The organism is Streptomyces stelliscabiei, from assembly GCF_014873495.1.
In the GTDB taxonomy this organism is placed as follows: Bacteria; Actinomycetota; Actinomycetes; order Streptomycetales; family Streptomycetaceae; genus Streptomyces; species Streptomyces bottropensis.
In genome coordinates, this window is sequence record NZ_JADBGF010000001.1 from 712,278 (window position 1) to 730,078 (window position 17,801).

The 17,801-nt window shown below is 70.0% G+C and carries 22 protein-coding genes and 1 pseudogene; 8 read left to right on the forward strand and 15 right to left on the reverse strand.

The window, feature by feature from the left end; genetic code table 11:
- The first annotated feature begins 480 nt into the window (after positions 1 to 480).
- Entirely contained in the window at positions 481 to 957 is a 477-nt protein-coding gene (locus tag H4687_RS02925) for a hypothetical protein (protein WP_046914895.1), read from the forward strand.
- Between the two features lie 209 nt (positions 958 to 1,166).
- Here the strand turns inward: H4687_RS02925 and H4687_RS02930 are convergent, their stop codons facing one another.
- The 6 genes from H4687_RS02930 to H4687_RS02955 form a co-directional block, all read right to left on the reverse strand.
- On the reverse strand, positions 1,167 to 1,625 hold the full coding sequence (locus H4687_RS02930; RefSeq protein WP_046914894.1) for a hypothetical protein: 459 nt from the start codon (positions 1,623 to 1,625) through the stop codon (positions 1,167 to 1,169).
- Between the two features lie 228 nt (positions 1,626 to 1,853).
- Positions 1,854 to 2,030: a hypothetical protein gene (locus H4687_RS02935; protein ID WP_159026135.1), complete on the reverse strand. Its 177-nt coding sequence runs from the start codon at positions 2,028 to 2,030 to the stop codon at positions 1,854 to 1,856.
- Between the two features lie 131 nt (positions 2,031 to 2,161).
- A complete protein-coding gene (locus H4687_RS02940) occupies positions 2,162 to 2,737 on the reverse strand; it encodes a DUF4232 domain-containing protein (RefSeq protein ID WP_233443531.1) in 576 nt (191 codons plus the stop codon).
- Positions 2,738 to 3,439: 702 nt separating this feature from the next.
- A complete protein-coding gene (locus H4687_RS47380) occupies positions 3,440 to 3,697 on the reverse strand; it encodes a snapalysin family zinc-dependent metalloprotease (RefSeq protein WP_050398869.1) in 258 nt (85 codons plus the stop codon).
- A gap of 272 nt (positions 3,698 to 3,969) precedes the next feature.
- Positions 3,970 to 4,893: an RNA polymerase sigma-70 factor gene (locus tag H4687_RS02950; protein WP_046914892.1), complete on the reverse strand. Its 924-nt coding sequence runs from the start codon at positions 4,891 to 4,893 to the stop codon at positions 3,970 to 3,972.
- Between the two features lie 154 nt (positions 4,894 to 5,047).
- Entirely contained in the window at positions 5,048 to 5,521 is a 474-nt protein-coding gene (locus H4687_RS02955) for a carboxymuconolactone decarboxylase family protein (protein WP_046914891.1), read from the reverse strand.
- A 788-nt stretch (positions 5,522 to 6,309) separates the two neighbouring features.
- Between H4687_RS02955 and H4687_RS02960 the strand changes: the two genes are divergently transcribed.
- Positions 6,310 to 6,915: a DinB family protein gene (locus H4687_RS02960; RefSeq protein ID WP_046914889.1), complete on the forward strand. Its 606-nt coding sequence runs from the start codon at positions 6,310 to 6,312 to the stop codon at positions 6,913 to 6,915.
- A gap of 215 nt (positions 6,916 to 7,130) precedes the next feature.
- Here H4687_RS02960 and arr read toward each other — a convergent pair whose 3' ends face one another.
- From arr to H4687_RS02975, 3 genes are all read right to left on the reverse strand, one after another.
- The gene (gene arr / locus H4687_RS02965) at positions 7,131 to 7,541 is read right to left on the reverse strand and encodes an NAD(+)--rifampin ADP-ribosyltransferase (RefSeq protein WP_046914888.1); all 411 of its coding nucleotides are present in this window, start codon (positions 7,539 to 7,541) and stop codon (positions 7,131 to 7,133) included.
- 12 nt (positions 7,542 to 7,553) lie between these two features.
- Positions 7,554 to 8,087 (reverse strand): hypothetical protein, encoded by a 534-nt coding sequence (locus H4687_RS02970; RefSeq protein ID WP_225966576.1) that lies wholly within the window; start codon positions 8,085 to 8,087, stop codon positions 7,554 to 7,556.
- Positions 8,088 to 8,470: 383 nt separating this feature from the next.
- On the reverse strand, positions 8,471 to 9,250 hold the full coding sequence (locus H4687_RS02975; RefSeq protein ID WP_046914887.1) for an inositol monophosphatase family protein: 780 nt from the start codon (positions 9,248 to 9,250) through the stop codon (positions 8,471 to 8,473).
- A gap of 55 nt (positions 9,251 to 9,305) precedes the next feature.
- Between H4687_RS02975 and H4687_RS02980 the strand changes: the two genes are divergently transcribed.
- Entirely contained in the window at positions 9,306 to 10,205 is a 900-nt protein-coding gene (locus H4687_RS02980; RefSeq protein WP_046914886.1) for a LysR family transcriptional regulator, read from the forward strand.
- Between the two features lie 30 nt (positions 10,206 to 10,235).
- Here the strand turns inward: H4687_RS02980 and H4687_RS02985 are convergent, their stop codons facing one another.
- Both H4687_RS02985 and H4687_RS02990 read right to left on the reverse strand, forming a co-directional pair.
- A complete protein-coding gene (locus tag H4687_RS02985; RefSeq protein ID WP_046914885.1) occupies positions 10,236 to 10,844 on the reverse strand; it encodes an NAD(P)-dependent oxidoreductase in 609 nt (202 codons plus the stop codon).
- 107 nt (positions 10,845 to 10,951) lie between these two features.
- The gene (locus tag H4687_RS02990; protein WP_050398865.1) at positions 10,952 to 11,761 is read right to left on the reverse strand and encodes an IclR family transcriptional regulator domain-containing protein; all 810 of its coding nucleotides are present in this window, start codon (positions 11,759 to 11,761) and stop codon (positions 10,952 to 10,954) included.
- A gap of 202 nt (positions 11,762 to 11,963) precedes the next feature.
- Here H4687_RS02990 and H4687_RS02995 point away from each other — a divergent pair, with 202 nt between their 5' ends.
- The 5 genes and pseudogenes from H4687_RS02995 to H4687_RS03010 all read left to right on the forward strand — a co-directional run bounded on the left by H4687_RS02995 (position 11,964) and on the right by H4687_RS03010 (position 14,370).
- Positions 11,964 to 13,061, forward strand: coding sequence for a homoserine dehydrogenase (locus H4687_RS02995; protein ID WP_046914883.1), 1,098 nt, complete (start codon positions 11,964 to 11,966; stop codon positions 13,059 to 13,061).
- A 194-nt stretch (positions 13,062 to 13,255) separates the two neighbouring features.
- A pseudogene (locus H4687_RS47385) lies at positions 13,256 to 13,337 on the forward strand (hypothetical protein); the annotation flags it as partial.
- Positions 13,338 to 13,421: 84 nt separating this feature from the next.
- On the forward strand, positions 13,422 to 13,757 hold the full coding sequence (locus H4687_RS46135) for an aldehyde dehydrogenase family protein (protein WP_233443530.1): 336 nt from the start codon (positions 13,422 to 13,424) through the stop codon (positions 13,755 to 13,757).
- Positions 13,754 to 13,963, forward strand: coding sequence for a hypothetical protein (locus tag H4687_RS03005; RefSeq protein ID WP_046914881.1), 210 nt, complete (start codon positions 13,754 to 13,756; stop codon positions 13,961 to 13,963). Before H4687_RS46135 ends, H4687_RS03005 begins: the two co-directional genes overlap by 4 nt.
- Positions 13,948 to 14,370: a hypothetical protein gene (locus H4687_RS03010; RefSeq protein ID WP_078907388.1), complete on the forward strand. Its 423-nt coding sequence runs from the start codon at positions 13,948 to 13,950 to the stop codon at positions 14,368 to 14,370. Before H4687_RS03005 ends, H4687_RS03010 begins: the two co-directional genes overlap by 16 nt.
- Here H4687_RS03010 and H4687_RS03015 read toward each other — a convergent pair.
- From H4687_RS03015 to H4687_RS03030, 4 genes are all read right to left on the reverse strand, one after another.
- Positions 14,345 to 14,791 (reverse strand): Lrp/AsnC family transcriptional regulator, encoded by a 447-nt coding sequence (locus H4687_RS03015; RefSeq protein ID WP_046914880.1) that lies wholly within the window; start codon positions 14,789 to 14,791, stop codon positions 14,345 to 14,347. The genes H4687_RS03010 and H4687_RS03015 overlap by 26 nt on opposite strands.
- A 79-nt stretch (positions 14,792 to 14,870) precedes the next feature.
- A complete protein-coding gene (locus tag H4687_RS03020) occupies positions 14,871 to 15,644 on the reverse strand; it encodes a cyclase family protein (protein ID WP_046914879.1) in 774 nt (257 codons plus the stop codon).
- Positions 15,641 to 16,336: an HAD hydrolase-like protein gene (locus H4687_RS03025; protein WP_046914878.1), complete on the reverse strand. Its 696-nt coding sequence runs from the start codon at positions 16,334 to 16,336 to the stop codon at positions 15,641 to 15,643. Before H4687_RS03025 ends, H4687_RS03020 begins: the two co-directional genes overlap by 4 nt.
- Entirely contained in the window at positions 16,333 to 17,778 is a 1,446-nt protein-coding gene (locus H4687_RS03030) for an amino acid permease (RefSeq protein ID WP_046914903.1), read from the reverse strand. Before H4687_RS03030 ends, H4687_RS03025 begins: the two co-directional genes overlap by 4 nt.
- Between the last annotated feature and the right edge of the window lie 23 nt (positions 17,779 to 17,801).

Consider the following 17,801-nt stretch of genomic DNA (forward strand, 5'->3'; position numbering starts at 1 on the left):
CGCACCGCGACCGTCACATGCACCGCGGGCCGCTCCTGGGGCGACCGAGATCGCGCACGATCACCCGAACAGGCATAGCAAGGACATGACACAGACATGAGCGACGTACTCCTTGCGGCTCGGCCAATTCGTGAGCGCGACCAGGACGACCCCCCTCTGCGAGTGAAGCAGTCCTGGCATGTGCGCAATTTCGAACAAGGGGCGAAGTGTCGATCAATCGGATCATAGGGGGCCGGGAAGTAACGTCAATACTTCTCGCAAGATTCGTGAGCATTGCCGAATTTTTCGATGGCTGAACGAACCAGCGTGGATCGGATCCTCCGGCGCGAGTTCACCGGGAAGCGGGCGTTGACGCCGTTGGCCCGAACTCGCTCAGGGGAACGACGGTGCGCCCGCAGCCCGCGAACGGCTCATGGTCGCGTCGGTGCAGACCGACACCGCTGGTCAGGGCATCCGCATGTACCGGTAACGTGTGGGGCCATGGCGGACGTCTTCGAACTCACTGTCACGATCGATCTGCGCCACGACATAGCGGAGAGGGAACTCGCCGAGCTTCGCTGGCACCTCGGACTGGACAGCGAGCCGGACGTGCTGAGCATCGTCACCGACTTTCCCGTCGTGGTGGAGGACGAACACGGACGGCCCGTGATCGAGAATCATCCCGGGCCGCTCCTGGGCCGACACGACCAGGCCTCCAAGGTGGACGGCTCGCTGGCCTCGGCCCTGGTACGCAGGCAGCACTCCGAGGCCGACGCGTGGAGTCTGACCAGCCGACAGGAGATCCACCCCGACGACTTCGAACGCGTCGGACAGCTCCTCAGCTGGCTCGCGGCCAAGGCCGACAGCCGAGACGGAAACCCGGACGGCGAGGTCACCTTGGGGTGGACCCGTTTCTACGAAGATCCTCGGCCCGAACCGCTGGTCGTGCGTGACGGTGCGGTGATGTGGCCGTCGTAGCCGGGCGGTGCGTGACCGACACGCGCGCGAGTCAGCCGCTCTGCGGCATCGCGGCGTCGGGTTTCAGCGGCAGCCCGGAGGTCGTGAAGATCGAGGGAAGCCCGGCGAGTGAACACCTACCCCACTCGTCTGCAGTGCTTCCCATCCACGTCAGGGCCGCCCACCCGTCTGCCATCAGGCCTGTCGATCGGCCCTCTCCACACCGTTGTTCAGGGAGTGTCCCGAGAGGCCATGGCTCTCTCGAACAGGTACATTCCGACGATCTTCCCTTTGATCGCCACGCGTTGCCCCGATGACAGCCACTTGTCGCGTGACTCCTCGCCCAGCTGTACGTGGATGTACTGAGCGGTATGCAGCTTCCAGCCCACATCCTCGATCCGTGAGAGCAGGTCGCTGCGTGGCGATGGACTCGCAGCGTGCCGATCAACCCTGCTCCTGACCATGGACGACCGCCCGAGGTCCAGCCCGGTATTTTCGTACGGATTCAGGCTGCCTGAACTGCGCTGGTCGATCTCGGTCGCGAACCAGCCGTCACCGCGCTCGAACGCCAGACGGGCCTGTTCGAGAATGGGGTCCTGAAATCGTTCGACGTACTCGTTCCACCGTTCGACCTCTGCGGTCCCCGGTCCTCTGCCCGAGCCGCAAGCTCTTCCTGCCTGCTCTGCCACCGCTCTTGGAACCCCATCGGTACCTCCTCCCAGCGGCCTGCCATCGGGTGCGGCGGTCCGTACAGTCCGCTACCTACACCAGACGACGCGAACACGGCAAAGCGAGGTACCACGCCGAGGGGACGCCTCGAAACTTTCGCTGCTACCGATCGTGCGCGCGGGCATCGACCCCCGGCCCTGACAGTCCACAAGGCTCCGGCCGGGCAGCCGCTACGCGGTGGAGGGGCATCAGGGGCAGGAGGTGGTGGACTGGTCGCGGACGTAGGCGGTGCCGAAGTTCTCGCTTCTGACGCGGGCGGGAGTGGACCTGACCCTGCGGTCGCAGGTCACGTGCCCCTTCTTGGCCATCCAGTCCCGCACCGCGAGGACCAGGGAGCCCGCCGCCGGAGCCTGCGCGTAGCCCATCCGAGGACAGGCCTGCAGGCGCGACCGCGGGCGCGCCGGTCAAGCACGCCCGCGGTCCGCCTCGTTACACCCCCGCCCGCTCAACTCGCTTTCTGGTCAACGGCTGGAGAAGCGGTTCCTGTCGAGGTCCGTCACTTGGACATGATGAAGTCCAGCGCGAAGCCGGGAGCGGTCGTCCAGTAGGTGACGCGCTGGCCGTCGTTGGCGTACAAGGTGGGGACGGGCATGGGGACGTCCATCGGCTTGCCCGCGCTGCTGCCGGGCTTCTGCCCCTGGAGGCCGAGGGTGATGCTCTTCGCCTCGTACTCGTCCATGGGGCCATTGACGAGCAGACCCGCGTACGCCTCCTCACCCGGGGCGAGGGTGACGGGCACCCCCGGGTTCGGGTCGCTCTCCTTGATGACGGGGGCCGTGGTCCGACCGGCACCGAGGCGCACGAGAGGGTAGCGGTAGAGGTTGCACTTCTTGTCGCCGGCGTTCTGGACGGTGAGGAGGAGGTGTCGGGCGTCCTTGCTGTCTGCGGGCTCCTTCACGGCGGAGACGCCGAGAACCTTGTCGGAGCAGGCGGCGACGGTGGCCTTGGCGACGATGCCGCCGGAGCGGTGCGTCGCCGCGTCCTGGGCCTTCCCGTTGATCGTCCGCGGCCCGGTGGCGGAGGCCTGTGCCGACACACCACACCCGAGAGCCAGGACGAGACCTGCGGCCACGGCAACACGGTGGACCGGGAGGGACTTGATGTTCATATGCGTGGACTCTCTTCTGGTCGGTATGCGGTATGAGGTCGCGTACAGGGCTGTTCGCGCCGCACCACCCGGCTCCGCCTCGGCCGGCGGTAGCGGGGGCGACGGCGCCGACCCATGGGCCGCCGCGCCATCGGGCGCCCTTGGGAGCGTCCGCGTCCTGCGCCGGTACGAGTCGGGAGTCGTGGTGCGTCGTAGCGATGCCGTGTGGTCGGCCACTTCGGCCGGTGCGACAGCAATAGCGTCGGATGACCGGGGAGCGCGGGGCAACAGCTGCCCGCAATCTGCAACGGTGGGGCGATCCCACCCCCTCCGACCTGCAGGGACAACGGAGCCTGAGATGCCTGTCTGAGATGGAACAGCCCGAACGGCCCCGGAGGGTTCGGCGGGTTCGGCGGGTTCGGCGCCTGGTGGACTCGACGGGCCGGTGCAGTTGCCCCTGCCGCCCGTGAGCGGTCAGGCCGTGCGTGAGCGGTCAGTGCGATTGACGGGTCGGGTCGCTTCGGGAGCATCGGTCATGGCTCGGCTCAACGCACAGGCGGACCTTGGCCAGACGGGCCAGCTCGGGTACGGAGGTATAGACGGGCAGACTGGACCCTCAGCGGTCGTGGGGCTTTCCTCGCGCCCAGGGAGTGCCGGGCCACGATCGGCGGCCCGGCGACATCGCCCCTACCTCGCAACGAGCCCTGACCCCCACCAGGGAACCCGGTCACCGACGTTGTTCTTGGCGAAGAAGTCGGTGACGGCGGCGATCTCCTCGGCGTCCGGCTGGTCGTTGGGGCAATCCGCCCCTCCCCATGCACCTGACATCACCTTGGGGCAGGGCGCGCCCGGGTACATATCGGGAAGCGACAAGATGTGCCCCAGCTCGTGGACGACGATGCGAGAAGGCTTGTACAGCTGGGCGTCCCCGACTTCCAGGTGCACCCAACCCCGTCCCGCCCCCTTGATGTTGACGTGGGACTGGCCCCCCTGGCCGTCGTGTACTCCATGACCCGAAGCGCCGCCGGCGTGTCCTGCTCGACGAAACCCCCAGAAGTGCTGAGGCGAGGAGTTCCGAAGCCTCCACGCTGGTTCGGGCACGTAGCGCGACCACCAAGCGGTCAACGGCATCGTCGGGTAGCTCGTCGTCGCCCAGCGCGGGCAGCAGGAGGGCATCGCCGGTTGGGCGAACGAGCCGACCCGCTCCGTTCCCGGGGTCACTGCATCTGTCGGCGGGCCTGCTTCACCTCGCCGTCGATGGCCCAGGCGTCGGCAACCGGTCCGAGGTGGCCGAGCTTGTCGGGGTTGATCACCGAACGAATGGTCTGGATCTGCCCGTCGAGCACGTCGAGGGCGAGGGCGTGGAGGACCTTGCCGTCCCGGTCGCGGAAGATCGCGCCGGGCTGGCCGTTGACCTCGTGCGCCGTGAACGTCACATCGATCCGGGCCAGCAGCGGGAAAACGGAAGCCAGCAAGCGTGCGACGTTCTCGGCGCCGACGACGGCCCTGGCCAGCTGCGGGGCCTTGCCGCCGCCGTCCCCGACCAACTGCACGTCGGCGGCGAGCAGATCCCGTAGGCCGGCGACATCGCCTTCGCTGAGGGCGTCGAAGAACCGTGTCGCCAGCTCCTGCCGGTGCTGACGGTCCGCTTCGAACCGCGGCCGCCCGGCCTCCATGTGCCGACGTGCCCGTACCAGCAGCTGCCGGCACGCCGCCTCCGAACGCCCCACCGCCGAGGCGATGTCGTCGAACCCGAAGCCGAACACCTCCCGCAGCACGAACACCGACCGCTCCAGAGGGCTGAGCCGTTCCAGCAGCAGCAGCGCCGCCATCGACACCGAGTCGGCCAGCTCGGCCGAGCGCGACGGGTCCTGGTACGGATCGCTCAGCAGCGGCTCGGGGAACCACGGGCCCACGTACGCCTCCCGCCGCACCCGCGCGGAGCGCAGCACGTCGATCGAGATCCGCGTCACCGTGGCGGACAGGAACGCCTTGACCGACGTGGGAAGGGTCGCCGAGCCGTCGAAGCGCAGCCATGTCTCCTGCACCGCGTCCTCGGCCTCGCTCACGCTGCCCAGAATCCGGTAGGCGATCGAGAACAGCAGGGGCCGCAGCTCCTCGAACTCCCCGACCTTGTTCACTCCGCATCCTCCTTGAGTCTTCGAACGCTGCCCACCCGGCCGTGTCGCGCGGGGCGGGCACGTTCTGGTGATCTTGTGGTTGTTCGGCGGGGCTGGGTCACGCCCCCGTACCCGGGGCCTGTGGCAGCGCCCTGGGTGGGTCATCGATGGCCGTTCAGTGGAACTGCCCGACCTCGTAGTCACCGGCCGGCTGCTGGGCGATGATGTTCAGCCGGTTCGCCGTGTTCATGAAGGAGACCAGGACCACCAGGGCGGTGAGCTGTTCCTCGTCGTAGTGCTTCGCGGCACGCGCCCAGACCTCGTCGCCGACCCCGCCGGCGGCGTCCGCGACCCGGGTCCCCTGCTCCGCCAGCTCCAGCGCGGCGCGCTCGGCCTCGGTGAAGACGGTTGCCTCCCGCCACGCCGTGACCAGATGCAGCCGCACCGATGTCTCGCCTGCCGCGGCGGCCTCCTTGGTGTGCATGTCGACGCAGACGGCGCAGCCGTTGATCTGGCTCACGCGCAGGGCCACGAGCTCCTGTGTCGCGGCCGGCAGTGGCGACTCCTTGAGCGCTTTGCCCGCCGACATGAAGTGCTTGAGGGCCTTGGCGGCGGTCGGGCTGGCGAAGTAGTTCAGTCGCGCGTCCATTGCGTACTCCTCCGTGCTCGTAGACAGCTGTGTCCCCTGGGACGAGACAGCCCGACGCCCTGTGACACGAAAGCATGTGATCCACGTCTCCCCGAACTCGGATGTCCGGAGATGACACAGGCGGGAAGGCTGTCTCGTCCCAGGAGGGCAAGCGGGCAATCCTCGATCAGGGAGCCGATGATGAACCGCGCGCTCTGGGGGGTCGCCGAACTGATGGCCCCGCCCGTCTGCCTGACCGGCAGCTCCAGAATGTTCGTGCCCAAGGCGAAGCCGGCTGCCACGGGCGGCACCGACAGTCGACGGGTCGATGACTTCAGCCCGGGTGCCTCAAGACCATCGGCGCCGTCGAACTCCTGGCTGCGGCGGGCCTGATACCACCCGCCGCGCTCGGCGTCGCGCCCGTTCTGGTGCGCTGGCCGCAACCGGACATCCTTCACGGGGTCAGCACCCAGGTCGGCGTGCACCGGTTGCCGAAGGCGCGCAGGCTCACCCCGGTGAACGGACTCCCAGCACGGCTCCGGTACCGCGGCACAGCCAGCCGCGCGGTTTCCAGGGCAGGCCCCCCCGGCCGTCCGCGCCGCACCTCGTCAGCGCCCTCGCTTCCCCCATTCGCACCGTGCACAGAGGTCCGGTACACCCTGAGAGGTCGTCCCACCTGGCACGTGTCGCAAGCTTCCTGCGGCAGGTCAGGGCCGCGGCCACCACGGCCGAGTCTCGGCTCTGCCTGTCCTTGCGGACCACGTACGGGATCTTGAGACCACGAGCAGCCCATGGCAGGCTCATGCCGCATGATCGATGAATTCGCGAAAGGCAATCTGCACGGGAGGCTGCTGCGGGACCGCGAGGCGCTGCTCTGGAAACTCGACGGCCTGTCCGAATACGACGCCCGCCGGCCTCTGACAGCGACCGGGACCAACCTCCTCGGCCTGGTCAAACACGTGGCCATGGTCGAGGCCAGGTACTTCGGCGAGGTCTTCGACCGCCCTTTCGCGGAACCGCTGCCCCGGTGGCAGGACTCCGACGGCAGCGATCTGTGGGCGGCCGAGGACGAGACCCGCGAGCAGATCAGCGGTTTCTACCGGCGCACGTGGGACCACTCGGACACGACGATCAACGAGCTTCCCCTCGACGCCCCCGGCCACGTGCCGTGGTGGTCGGAGCCGCACGCCGACACCAACCTGTTCGCCATCATGGTCCATGTCCTCGGCGAGTCCATCCGGCATGCCGGGCACGCCGACATCCTGCGCGAGGGCATCGACGGCCGGACCGGGTTGCGCGCCGAACTCGAGAGGCAGATCGACGAGGAAGCCCGCGCGGCCCACTGGGCGAAGATCGAGCAGGCCGCCAGGTCGGCCGCACCGACCAAGGCACAGAGGTTGTCTCAGGTCACTTGATGCTCGTGCGGCATAGTGCCGGCGTGGATGCCGATCTGTCGAAGCCTCCGGTTTTGATGAACTCCGGGACTTGGCCGCGCCGTTGCTGCCATCGTTCGCTGCTCGTCCGCAAGGCGGTGTTGGACGAACTCGGGGCCCGGGGCGGGGTGGACCGGATGCCCGGGCAGGTATTCCGCTCGCCGTCCCGCGTCCGGCGCGAACCGCACGGCCGCCGCTTAGTTGATGATTTCGGCGCGATCATCCACGCGGATCGCGGCAAGCCGGTCTTGCCACATCCGGAGGGCCTCAGGTGTCTGTCGCGTCCAGTCGGTGACCTCGCCGACGATCCGCAGTGGCTCCTTGCTGCGATAGGAGCGGGTGGGATTGCCAGGGAACTTCCTGTCGGTGACGTTGGGGTCGTTCTCGAACTCCCCGGTCGGTTCGACGACATACACGCGCGGCGCCCCGTCGCCGGCGGCGAGTTCGGCGGCTAGTCCCGCGCCGTCACGCAACGCGGTGAAGTAGATGTGGTTCATGACGATCTCTGGCCGGTAGTTCGAACGGAAACCGGCGGTGAGGCGGTCTCCCACCCTCAGATCGGCCTTCGTGCCGTGAAAGAACGGACCCTCATCCAAAGCCTCATCCATCGCGACAGGTTATCAAGCAGGTTTGCGGACCCGGCCCCACCGCTTGAAGACCGAGAGCACCATCGCGAAACTCAGCGACACCATGGCGGTGGCGGCGAGGAACGCCACGGACCAGATGTCCTGCAACGGTTGTTCGCCCGTGGCCAGTTCGGTGATCGGGCCGAGGAACACCAGCAGCATCACGCAGGCGATCACGTTCAGAACCAGCTTCACCGCGACCCACCGGTAGCGAACGAGTCCCCACTTGGTCGCCATTCCCAGCAGGACACCGGTGCCGAGGCAGATCGAACCCGCTACGAGAGCAGACAGCAGTAGGGGAACGACGAAGTAGTCCGCGAGTACCCGGTATACGGCGGTACGGTCGTCGCCCTCGCGTACCCAGCCGACGGCCACCAGAACGGCCGAGATGACATCGAAGCCGATCCAGGCTCCCGCGGCCACGACATGCGTGACGAGGATGCTCTTGCGCGGCCGGGCCGGAATGCGCCAGCGGACTCGGTTCCCCCGTGTCGGCGGGCTGGTTCGCGGTGTGGTGAGGGTGCTCATGAGCGTCCTTCGCTATGGAGTTCGGTCTCGGCGAGAAGGGCGGGGGCGTGGGGCGGCGGTGGGTGGACGGCGAGGCGCAGGTGTGCGGCGGCCTACGGGGCCTGGATCGCGGTGTTCTGCACAGCGACGCCGCGACGACCCGCCGTTCCGGTGTGTGCAGCCCCGGAACCGTTCGGTGGTGCCCGAATGCTCCCGGACGCGAGCGGTGAGCGGCGTCGGGCGGTGTCCCTCCGCGTGCCCCCGCCGCGTGCCTCCGGGAGCGTCGTCCCGCCGAACATCTCGGCACACTCCCCTTGCAGGAAGACGCTCCCGGCCGCGACGTTCCGCTCATCCGCCCCCGACGGCGTACCGCCGTCGGCTTCGTGGATGGATCCGGCCTTTCGTCAGGCCGAGAGGACGTCCAGCGCGGCGGCGTGCACACCCGGCGCGGCGGCGAGGTAGCTCTCGCTGGCCAGTTCCCAGGGCTTGCCCTCAAGGTCGGTGACGACGCCTCCGGCCTCCTGGACCAGCAGCACTCCTGCCGCGTGGGACCGGACGTTGTCGAACTGCCAGTGCACGTCCATCCGGCCCGCGGCGACCTGGGCGAGCTGGTGGGTCACGGGTACGGAGACCCGTACATGGAGTGCGGCGTTCGTCATCGCGGCGAAGGCGGAGCCCATCCGGGTCGCGAGCTCGGGGTCGTGACCCGGCTGAGCCTGACCGGTTCCGGCCAGGGCGCCGTCCAACGACGTCTTGGCCGACACCCGCAGCCGTATCCCGTTGAGGAACGCCCCGACGCCCTCGGTCGCGGTGAACATCTCGTCGAGGACCGGGAAGTAGACCACGGCCAGTACCGGGCGGCCGTCGCGCACGAGGCTCACGCCGATGTTCCAGTCGGGCATGCCGTGCACGGCGTTGACGTTGCCGCCGACCGGGTCGATCAGCCACCACTCCCCCGTGGCCAGCGGTCCCGAGCCGTGCTCGTCGTTGAGCCAGCCCGCGCCCGGCAGGGCCTCGGCCAACGCGGGGCGCAGCGTTTCGACGACGGCCGCGTCATTGGCCTGGAGGCTCGCGAGCAGTTCGGGGAGCCCGGGCTGACGCGACTCGGTGGAGTAGCGCGTCATCATGCGGGCCCCGGCGTGGCGGACGGCGGCGACGGTGGCGGCGAGAAGTTCCTGGCTCATGACATGCTCCTGGAGTTGATGGAAGTGGATCTGTGTCTTGTGAGGATTTACCTGTATGCAACTGGACTTGAATCTGCTGACCGTGCTGGATGCCCTGCTCGAAGAGGGCAGCGTGATGGGCGCTGCCGAGCGGCTCCACCTGTCCTCGCCCGCGGTCAGCCGGACCCTCGGGCGGCTTCGCGCCGTCACGGGGGACGACATTCTGGTGCGTACCGGCCACTCGATGACTCCCACTCCGTACGCGGTGTCGGTGCGGGAGGACGTGCACCGGCTGGTCAGGCAGGCGCACGAGGTGCTCTCGCCGGTCCGTGAGCTGAACCCGGCCGAGATGGAGCGCACCTTCACGATCCAGTGCCATGACGCGGTGGCCGCGTCACTGCTGCCGGTCCTGGTCGAGAGGATCCAGCAGCGGGCCTCCGGGGTGCAGCTACGGGTGCTGGCGGAGAGCCCCGTCGACACCGACGACCTGCGGCACGGGCGTGTCGATCTGGAACTCGGCGGTGGGAGGCCCGGCCTGCCCGAGTTCCGGTCCGAGTCGCTCGGCGACGATCCTCTCGTCGTGGCGATGCGTGCGGACCACCCTTGTGCCGCCGGGCTCGACCTGGCCTCCTACGCGGCGCAGCCGCATGTGGTGATCTCCCGGCGTGGCCGTCTCACCGCGCCGATCGACGACGTGCTGGCCGCCGAAGGGCTGCGGCGCCGGGTGGTCGCGGCGGTGGCGACGGTGTCCACGGCCCTGCAGATCGCCGCTCGCGGTGACGCGCTGGTCACCTGCACGGCGATCCACAGCCGCCCGCTCATCGAGGCGTTCGGGCTCCTCACACGGCCCCTGCCCATCGAGTCCCCGGCGGCGACGATCAACTGCAACTGGCACCAGCGCTTCGATTCCGACCCCGCCCACGCCTGGCTCCGCGAGCAGGTCCGGGCATCGCTCGCGGAGATCACCGCCCGTTGACCGCTCCGCCTCGCGCGCCAACCGCACTGCCTACCGCGCCAACGGCAGGGCGACGGCGCCGGGGAAGGCAGACATCTCCGCTTCGTCGAGCATCGCCGCTGCGACGGTTTCCCGGCTGACCTTCGCACCGAGGTCGAAGGGAGGCCCGGCTTCCAGGCCGATCGTGCGCCGACGAGGGCTTTCCGGCCCGTCCGCGAGCATCCCGGCGTGGAAGACGGTGCCACCGGCCGCGAGGACGGTGTTGTCGGCTTCGACCTTGTCGGCGAGCCGGTCGCCCAGCACCTTGGCGAGCATGTCCGCGCCCTCCCCCGCCACTTCGGCCGACTTGCCCGTGCCGTAGGCGCCGAGCCAGATGACGCGCCGTGGGCCGGCGGCGACGACGGCCCGGGCGCCGGCCAGCAGCGTCCCGGCACGGTCCGTCCCGAGTGCGGAGAGGACCACGGAACTCCCGTCCACGACGGCGGCGATGCTCGCCGCGTCGTGCACGTCGCCCGCCACCTTGCGCAGGTTCGGGGAGTCGGGCAGGGCGATCCGCTCGGGATCACGCGCGACGGCGGTCACGGTGTGACCACGTCGAAGTGCCTGTCGAGTGAGGGCGATTCCGGTCTGGCCGGAGGCCGCGAGGACGGTGAGGTTCATGCCGAGAACGTTAGGGAGTTCCTCACTTAACATCAAATGCAAGTATCTGACTTGATAATTTACCCATACGCAATTGCTCGGGCGGAAGACTGAGGGTGCGCCGCGCCCTACCGGTTCGTGGCGTCGTCGTCGATGGACGGGGCCAGTGCGGTGGCGGCCGTCGTGAGGGCCGTGCGCAGTGTCCGCTCACGGGAGAGCAGGTCCTGCTGCCTGCCGACGACCGACACGGCGGCGCGGATGTGTCCGCCGGCATCGCGCACGGGTACGGCGTACTCGGTGACGCCGTGCTCGAACTCGCCGTGCGCCGCGACGATGCCGCGCAGGCGGTCGCGGTCGTTGGCGGCGGAGAGTTCCGCGGCGGAGTGGGCGGCGTTGGGGCCGCCGACGCCGATCAGCTCGTAGTCGTCGAGCAGGGCGGAGATCTCCTCGGCGGTGTGGTCGAGGAGGAGCGCGCGGCCCGCGCCGGTGCACCAGCACGGGGTGACGAGGCCCGCCCGGCCCTGCCACTCCTGGGCGAAGGCCGCGGCGGACTCGGCACGCAGCAGCCGGACCTGGACGCCGTCACGGACGGAGAGGCGTGCGCCCACGCCGTGTTCGACGGCGATACGGCGCAGGAGCGGGCGGCTGCGTCGGAGCAGGCCGGGGTGCAGGGAGGCGGCGGCGGTGAAGAAGGCGTTGCCTACGCGCAGTGTCGAGTCGTCGCGGCGTTCGAGGAAACCCTTGTCGCACAGGTCCTGGGTGGTACGTGATGCCTTGCTGCGCTCGACCCCGACCTCGTCGGCGAGCCTGCTGACGTTGAAGCCGGTCCGGCCGGAGGCTTCGCGGTCCAGCACGGTGTTGACCATCCGCAGGGCCATCCGCAGTGAGGAGGCCGCTCCCGGGCCCGTCTGTCCGGATGAGGGGCCGTTCGTCGTCACCTCGGCACTATAGCGGGCCGATGATCCCCGGCCCTCGGTCGCGGGCGCTGCCGCGCACGCAGGACGAGTGGCATGCGGCAGGAGCACATCGGCAGTCGTATCGGCCGTTTCGGCATGGCCTGACCGACCTGCCCGAGCGTGACGCTGTACGTGATCGCGCCGCCGGACGGGTGGCGCCGGTGGAGACAAGGAGGAGGTCCGGATGACCCGGTACGACCTGGCGCTCATCGGATTCGGCGGGGTGAACCGCGCGCTCGCCGAGCTGATCGCCGAACGCGGAGACGTCCTGGAGGCCGAACTCGGCTTCGCCCTGCGGGTGGTGGCCATCACCGATCTTCGGGCCGGATCGCTCGTACGGACGGACGGCGGCGGGATCGACCTGGCGGGGCTGCTCGCCGTGGCGCCCGGTGAGCTGGACTTCTCGGGGTGGGAGGGCGGTAGCCCGGAGCCGCGTAACGAGTGGGTGATCCGTGAGGTGCCCGCCGACATCATCGCCGAGGCCACCTTCACCGACCCCACGGACGGGGAGCCCGCGCTGTCGCACGTGCGGTGGGCCGTCGAGGCCGGCAAGCACGTGTGCACCACCAACAAGGGTCCGGTCGCCCTGCACGGGCAGGCGCTGAAGGACCTGGCACGACGCCACGGCGTGTGCTTCGAGTCCGAGGGCACCGTGATGTCGGGCACGCCCGTGCTGCGCACCGCCCGCCGCATGTTCGGCGGGCTGTCCGTGCACGGCTTCGAAGGGATCATGAACGGCACCTCCAACTACGTACTGGGCCGCCTGGAGTCGGGGCTGTCCTTCGCCGAGGCGGTCGCCGAGGCCCAGGCCCTGGGCTACGCCGAGGCCGACCCGACGGCCGACATCGAGGGCCACGACGTCCAGCTGAAGGTCGTGATCCTCGCGAACGAGGTGCTCGGCGCCGACCTGCGCCGCGTGGACGTGCCCTGCACCGGTCTGTCCGCCCTCACCGCCGACGACGTCCGCCGGGCGGCGGCCGAGGGACTGCGCTGGAAGCTGGTCGGCTCCGCCACCCGGCGCCCGGACGGCACGGTCGACGCACGGGTCGCGCCGGTCGCGCTGCCCGCCGAGCACCCCCTCGCCGGCATCGCCGGTCCCGGCAACGCCATCGCCTTCCACACCCACCCGCTGGGCACCGTCACCGTCGGCGGCCCGGGAGCGGGGCGCATCGAGACGGCGTACGCCCTGCTGTCCGATGTCATCGCCATCCACGAGCACACCGCCGCGGGGGCGGTGCCGGGAGCCGGCAACGCGATCCTCGCGAAGGCCCACCGTGTCTGACACCACCGTCCTCGGTCCCCGCCCGGCCTCCCACGAGGAGGTGGGCGAGGGCATGGCGGCCGTGCGCAACCCCTACAGCGGCGAGCCCATCGGCTCGGTGTGTCTCAGCCCGGCCTACGCCGTGGACGAGGTCATGCGGCGGACCCGCGTGGGGCGGAAGACCGCCGGCAGGCATCGCCGACGGCAACGCGGTCGTGCTCAAACCGTCGCTGCTCACCCCGCTGTCCGCGCTGCGGCTGGTCGACACCCTGGTGGAGGCCGGGCTGCCGGAGGACGTGGTGACCGTGGTCAACGGCGGCGCCGAGCTGGGCGCCGCCCTGGTGTCCGCGCCGGACGTGCGCGCCGACCGTGCTGGAGGACGTGCCGGACACGTCCTCGGTCTGGCGGGAGGAGGCGTTCGCGCCCGTCGTGGTGCTCCAGGCCGTCGACTCCTTCGACGAGGCCGTGGAGCGGGCCAACGAGATCGACTTCAGCCTGCACGCGGGCGTGTTCACCGGCTCCCTGGACCGGGCGATGGACGCGGCCCGGCTGCTGGAGGTCTCCGGCGTGATGGTGAACGACTCGTCCGACTACCGCTTCGACGCGATGCCCTTCGGCGGCTTCAAGTACGGCAGCATGGGCCGTGAGGGTGTGCGCTTCGCCTACGAGGAGATGACCCAGCCGAAGGTCGTCTGCCTCAACAGGGAGCCGGTGTGAGCGAGTTCGACGCCGGGCCGAGCGCGCCCGGCACCGGGTTCCGGATCGAGACGGACGCGCTGGGGGACGTGGCCGTACCCACGCGGGCGTACTGGGGTGCGCACACGGCGCGGGCCCTGGAGGACTTCCGCGTCAGCTGGGTCCCGGTCTCCGTCCATCCCTGCCGCCGCGTCAGGCCGGTTCGTCGGTCATGCCGGGCAAGGTGAACCCGGTCATCCCCGAGGTGGTCAACCAGATCGCGTTCGCGACCGTCGGCGCGGACGTCGCCACCACCATGGCCGCCGACAACGGGCAGTTGCAGCTGAACGCGTTCGAGCCGCTGATCGGCCATCTGCTGCTGCAGCACATCGCCTGGCTGACGCGCGGCTGCTCCGCGCTGCGCACCCTGTGCGTGGCGGGCATCACCGCCGACCAGGAGCACCTCGCGCGCGGGGCCGCCCACGCGGTCGGTGCGGCGACGGCGCTCGCTGCGCACATCGGGCACGAGGCCGCGGCCGAGGTGGCCCGGCAGGCGTCGCTGACCGGGACCGATGTGATCGAAGTGGCCGTCGAACGCGGATTGTCGGAGCGGGAGACCGCACTACGCGTCATGGCTGCCGCGGCGGCCGGCTGACGACCCGGGACAGCGCCAGCGCTGTCACCGTGTCCCGTACACCGGGCATCTGGGCGATCTGCTCCCAGATGCCCTGTACGCGTTCCAGGGTGCCCGCCTCCACACTGACCAGCAGGTCGAACTGGCCGCTGAGGACGTCGCAGGAGACCACCTCGGGGATGCGTTTGAGCGCGGTGAGGACGTCTCCGCCGCGCATCCGGTCCTCCCGGTAGACCATGACGTGCGCGGCCACCGTCGCCCGGTCCGGCCCGCAGGACGGACGCACGATCGTGTAGCCGCCGATGTGTCCCTGCCGTTCCAGACGCTCCACGCGCTGGCGTACGGCGTTGCGGGACAGCCGTACGCGCTGGCCCAGTTCGGCGTGGGAGATCCTGGCGTTGTGGGTGAGTGCGGTGATGATCTGCTCGTCGATGGCGTCCATGGCGCTGTCCGTCTCCTGACTGGCCGAAGGCTCCGGTGGCCTGGGGCCACCGGAGCCGGGTGTGCCGGTACGACTGGGGTCAGCTCTCGTGGTGCAGGGCGAAGACGCGGGCCGGGAAGCCCGAACCGCCCTGCGGCTTGGGCCAGGTGGCGACGATCAGTGCGCCCGCCTCGGGTACCCGGTCGAGGCCGGCCATCAGCTCGATCTGCCAGCGGTCCCGTTCCAGGACGTAGCTCTCGAGGCTGAAGTCACCGGCGGAGGTGGCCAGTCCGGGGTCGGTGTCGGTCTGCTCGTGCCCGATCGCGGTGACGCCGACTTCCTCGAAGAGGTACCGCAGGACCTCGGCGGACCAGCCGGGGTAGTGGCTGACGCCCCCCTCGTCCTTGTTGGCCATGGCGGCCGGGTCGGGCCAGCGACGGCCCCAGCCGGTGCGCAGGGCGACGAACGACCCCTGTGGGACACGGCCGTTGCGGGCCTCCCAGGCCGCGACGTCGTCCAGGGTCGGTACGGCGTCGGGGTCGGTGGCGACGCGGTCGCTGATGTCGAGGACGACGAGCGGGAGGATCATCTCGTCGACGGGTATCTCGTCCAGGGTCCGGGCACCGTCGACGAAGTGCACGGGCGGATCGACGTGAGTGCCCCACTGGCCGACGATCGTGTAGAGGTGCACGTTGAAGCCGTCGCCGCGGGACATGTCGAAGGGCATCTCGCGCTTCTCGTCCGGGAAGGCGGGGAAGTGCGGCTGACCGGGGTGGAAGGCGTGGGTGAGGTCGGTGCGGACCGTCCCGCCCATCAGTTCCCGGTGCAGGGCCCACAGCGGCGGTAGGGCGGTGGTGGCCGTGTTCGGTGTCATGCGTGCTCGTCCTCTGTCTCGGCTGTCTCGGTGTGGTGCAACAGGTCGACCAGTTGGGCCAGTTCGGCCGGTTCTGCGACGCAGGCGACGGCACCCGCCGACTCCGCCGGGCCGCCGTACCCCCACCGCACATGGACGGCGGGGATCCCTTCGGCGGCGGCGCTCTCGATGTCGTAGGCGCGGTCGCCGACCATGAGCGGCCGGCGGACGTCGGTGCCGCCGGCCCGCAGCCGGGCGACGCACTCCCGGATCACCAGCCGCTTCGTCGTACGGCCCGCCTCGTCGGACACACCGCAGACGGTCCGGAGCCGGGAGTCGAGGCCGAAGCGGCGCGCCATCAGCTCCGCCTGGTCCTGCACCTTGGAGGTCGCGATGCCCATGGGCAGCCCGCGCGCGACCAGGGTGTCGAGCAGCTCGGGTATGCCGTCGTACAGCGTGGCGGCGGACGCGCCGCCGCGGGCGTACGCGGCGCGGTAGGCGGCCAGGGCGGCCCGTGCGGCGGGCTCGTCGAGGCCGACCACATGCCGGAAGGTGTCGTACATCGGCGGGCCGACGAAGCCACGCAGTGTGGGTGCGTCGGGGACCGGGGCCCCGACGGTCCGCAGGGCCTCTGCGGCGCTGGCGGTCACTCCGGGGGCGGAGTCCACCAGGGTGCCGTCGAGGTCGAGCAGGAGGCAGGTGGGCGGCTTCACTCGGCCGTCCCCGAGGTACGGCGACGGCCGTGCCGCAGCCAGTGGTACAGGTAGCAGCCGGCGACGAACGGAACGCCGAAGTACAGGGCCGTCGCCTGCGCCGGGTCCAGTGCGATACCGATGAGCGAGGCGAGGCACAGGACGAAGGCGAGGACGGGCACCACCGGGTAGAAGGGTGTCCGGTAGGCCAGGGTGGCGGGGTCGCCTCCCTCGCGGACGAAGGTCCGCCGGTGGAAGAACTGCGCGGCGACGATGGACATCCAGACCCCGACCGCGGCGAATCCGGCGATGGACACCAGCACCAGGTAGACCGTCTCGGGCGCGGCGACGCTGCTCACGAGGGAGGCCAGACCGCCGAGCATGCTGAGCGACAGCGCTGTCAGCGGGATGCCGCGGCGGCTGAGCCGGCGCAGCGCCTGCGGCGCCTGCTTCTCCTGCGCGAGGGAGAACAGCATGCGGGCGCAGGAGTACAGGCCGCTGTTCCCGGCCGACAGCAGCGCCGTGATGATCACGAAGTTCATGACGTCGGCGGCATAGGGGATGCCGATGGAGGAGAAGACGGTGACGAACGGGCTCTCGTCCAGGCCGACTTCGTCGTACGGGATGGTCGCGGCGATCACCGTGATCGCGCCGACGAAGAAGATCAGCAACCGGACGACCGTGACCCGCAGGGCCTTGGGCACGGCCTGGGCGGGGTTCTCGGTCTCGCCGGCGGCGACGCCGATCAGCTCGGATCCGGAGAAGGCGTAGAACGCGGCGAGCACGGTGACCAGGACGCCCGAGAAGCCGTGCGGGAACAGGCCGTCCGCGGTGCTGAAGTTCTCCAGCAGGAAGGGGTGGGATCCACTGTCGGCGAGGGGGTGGAAGCCGGCCAGTGCCGCGCCGCCGAGCACGATGAGGGCGACCACCGCGACGACCTTGACCAGCGAGAACCAGTACTCGGTCTCGCCGAAGACGCGGGCCGAGAAGGCGTTCACCCCGAAGACGACGGCGGCGAAGACGACGCACCAGATCCAGACGTCGACGCCGGGGAACCAGCGCTGCATCAGCAGCCCGCACGCGGTGAACTCGGAGCCGAGGGCGACGGCCCAGGTCAGCCAGTACAGCCAGGCGGTGGCGAAGCCCGTGGCGGGGCCGATCGAGCGGGTGGCGTAGACGTGGAAGGCGCCCGAGACGGGGTAGGTGACGGCGAGTTCACCGAGGCAGGCCATCACCAGCCAGACGACGAACGCGCCCACCAGGTAGGCGAGGACGGCACCGAGCGGGCCGGCCTGGGAGACGGTGAATCCGGAGCTGAGGAACAGCCCGGAGCCGATGACACCACCCATGGCGATCATGACGAGATGCCGGGAACGCATGGTGCGGCGCAGGCCGTCGCCGGGCGGCTGGGGAGCGGAGTCGGCGGTGGCCGGAGCGTTCTCCGGTACGGCTGAGACGGACATGGCGGTCTCCTCTGCGGAGCTGA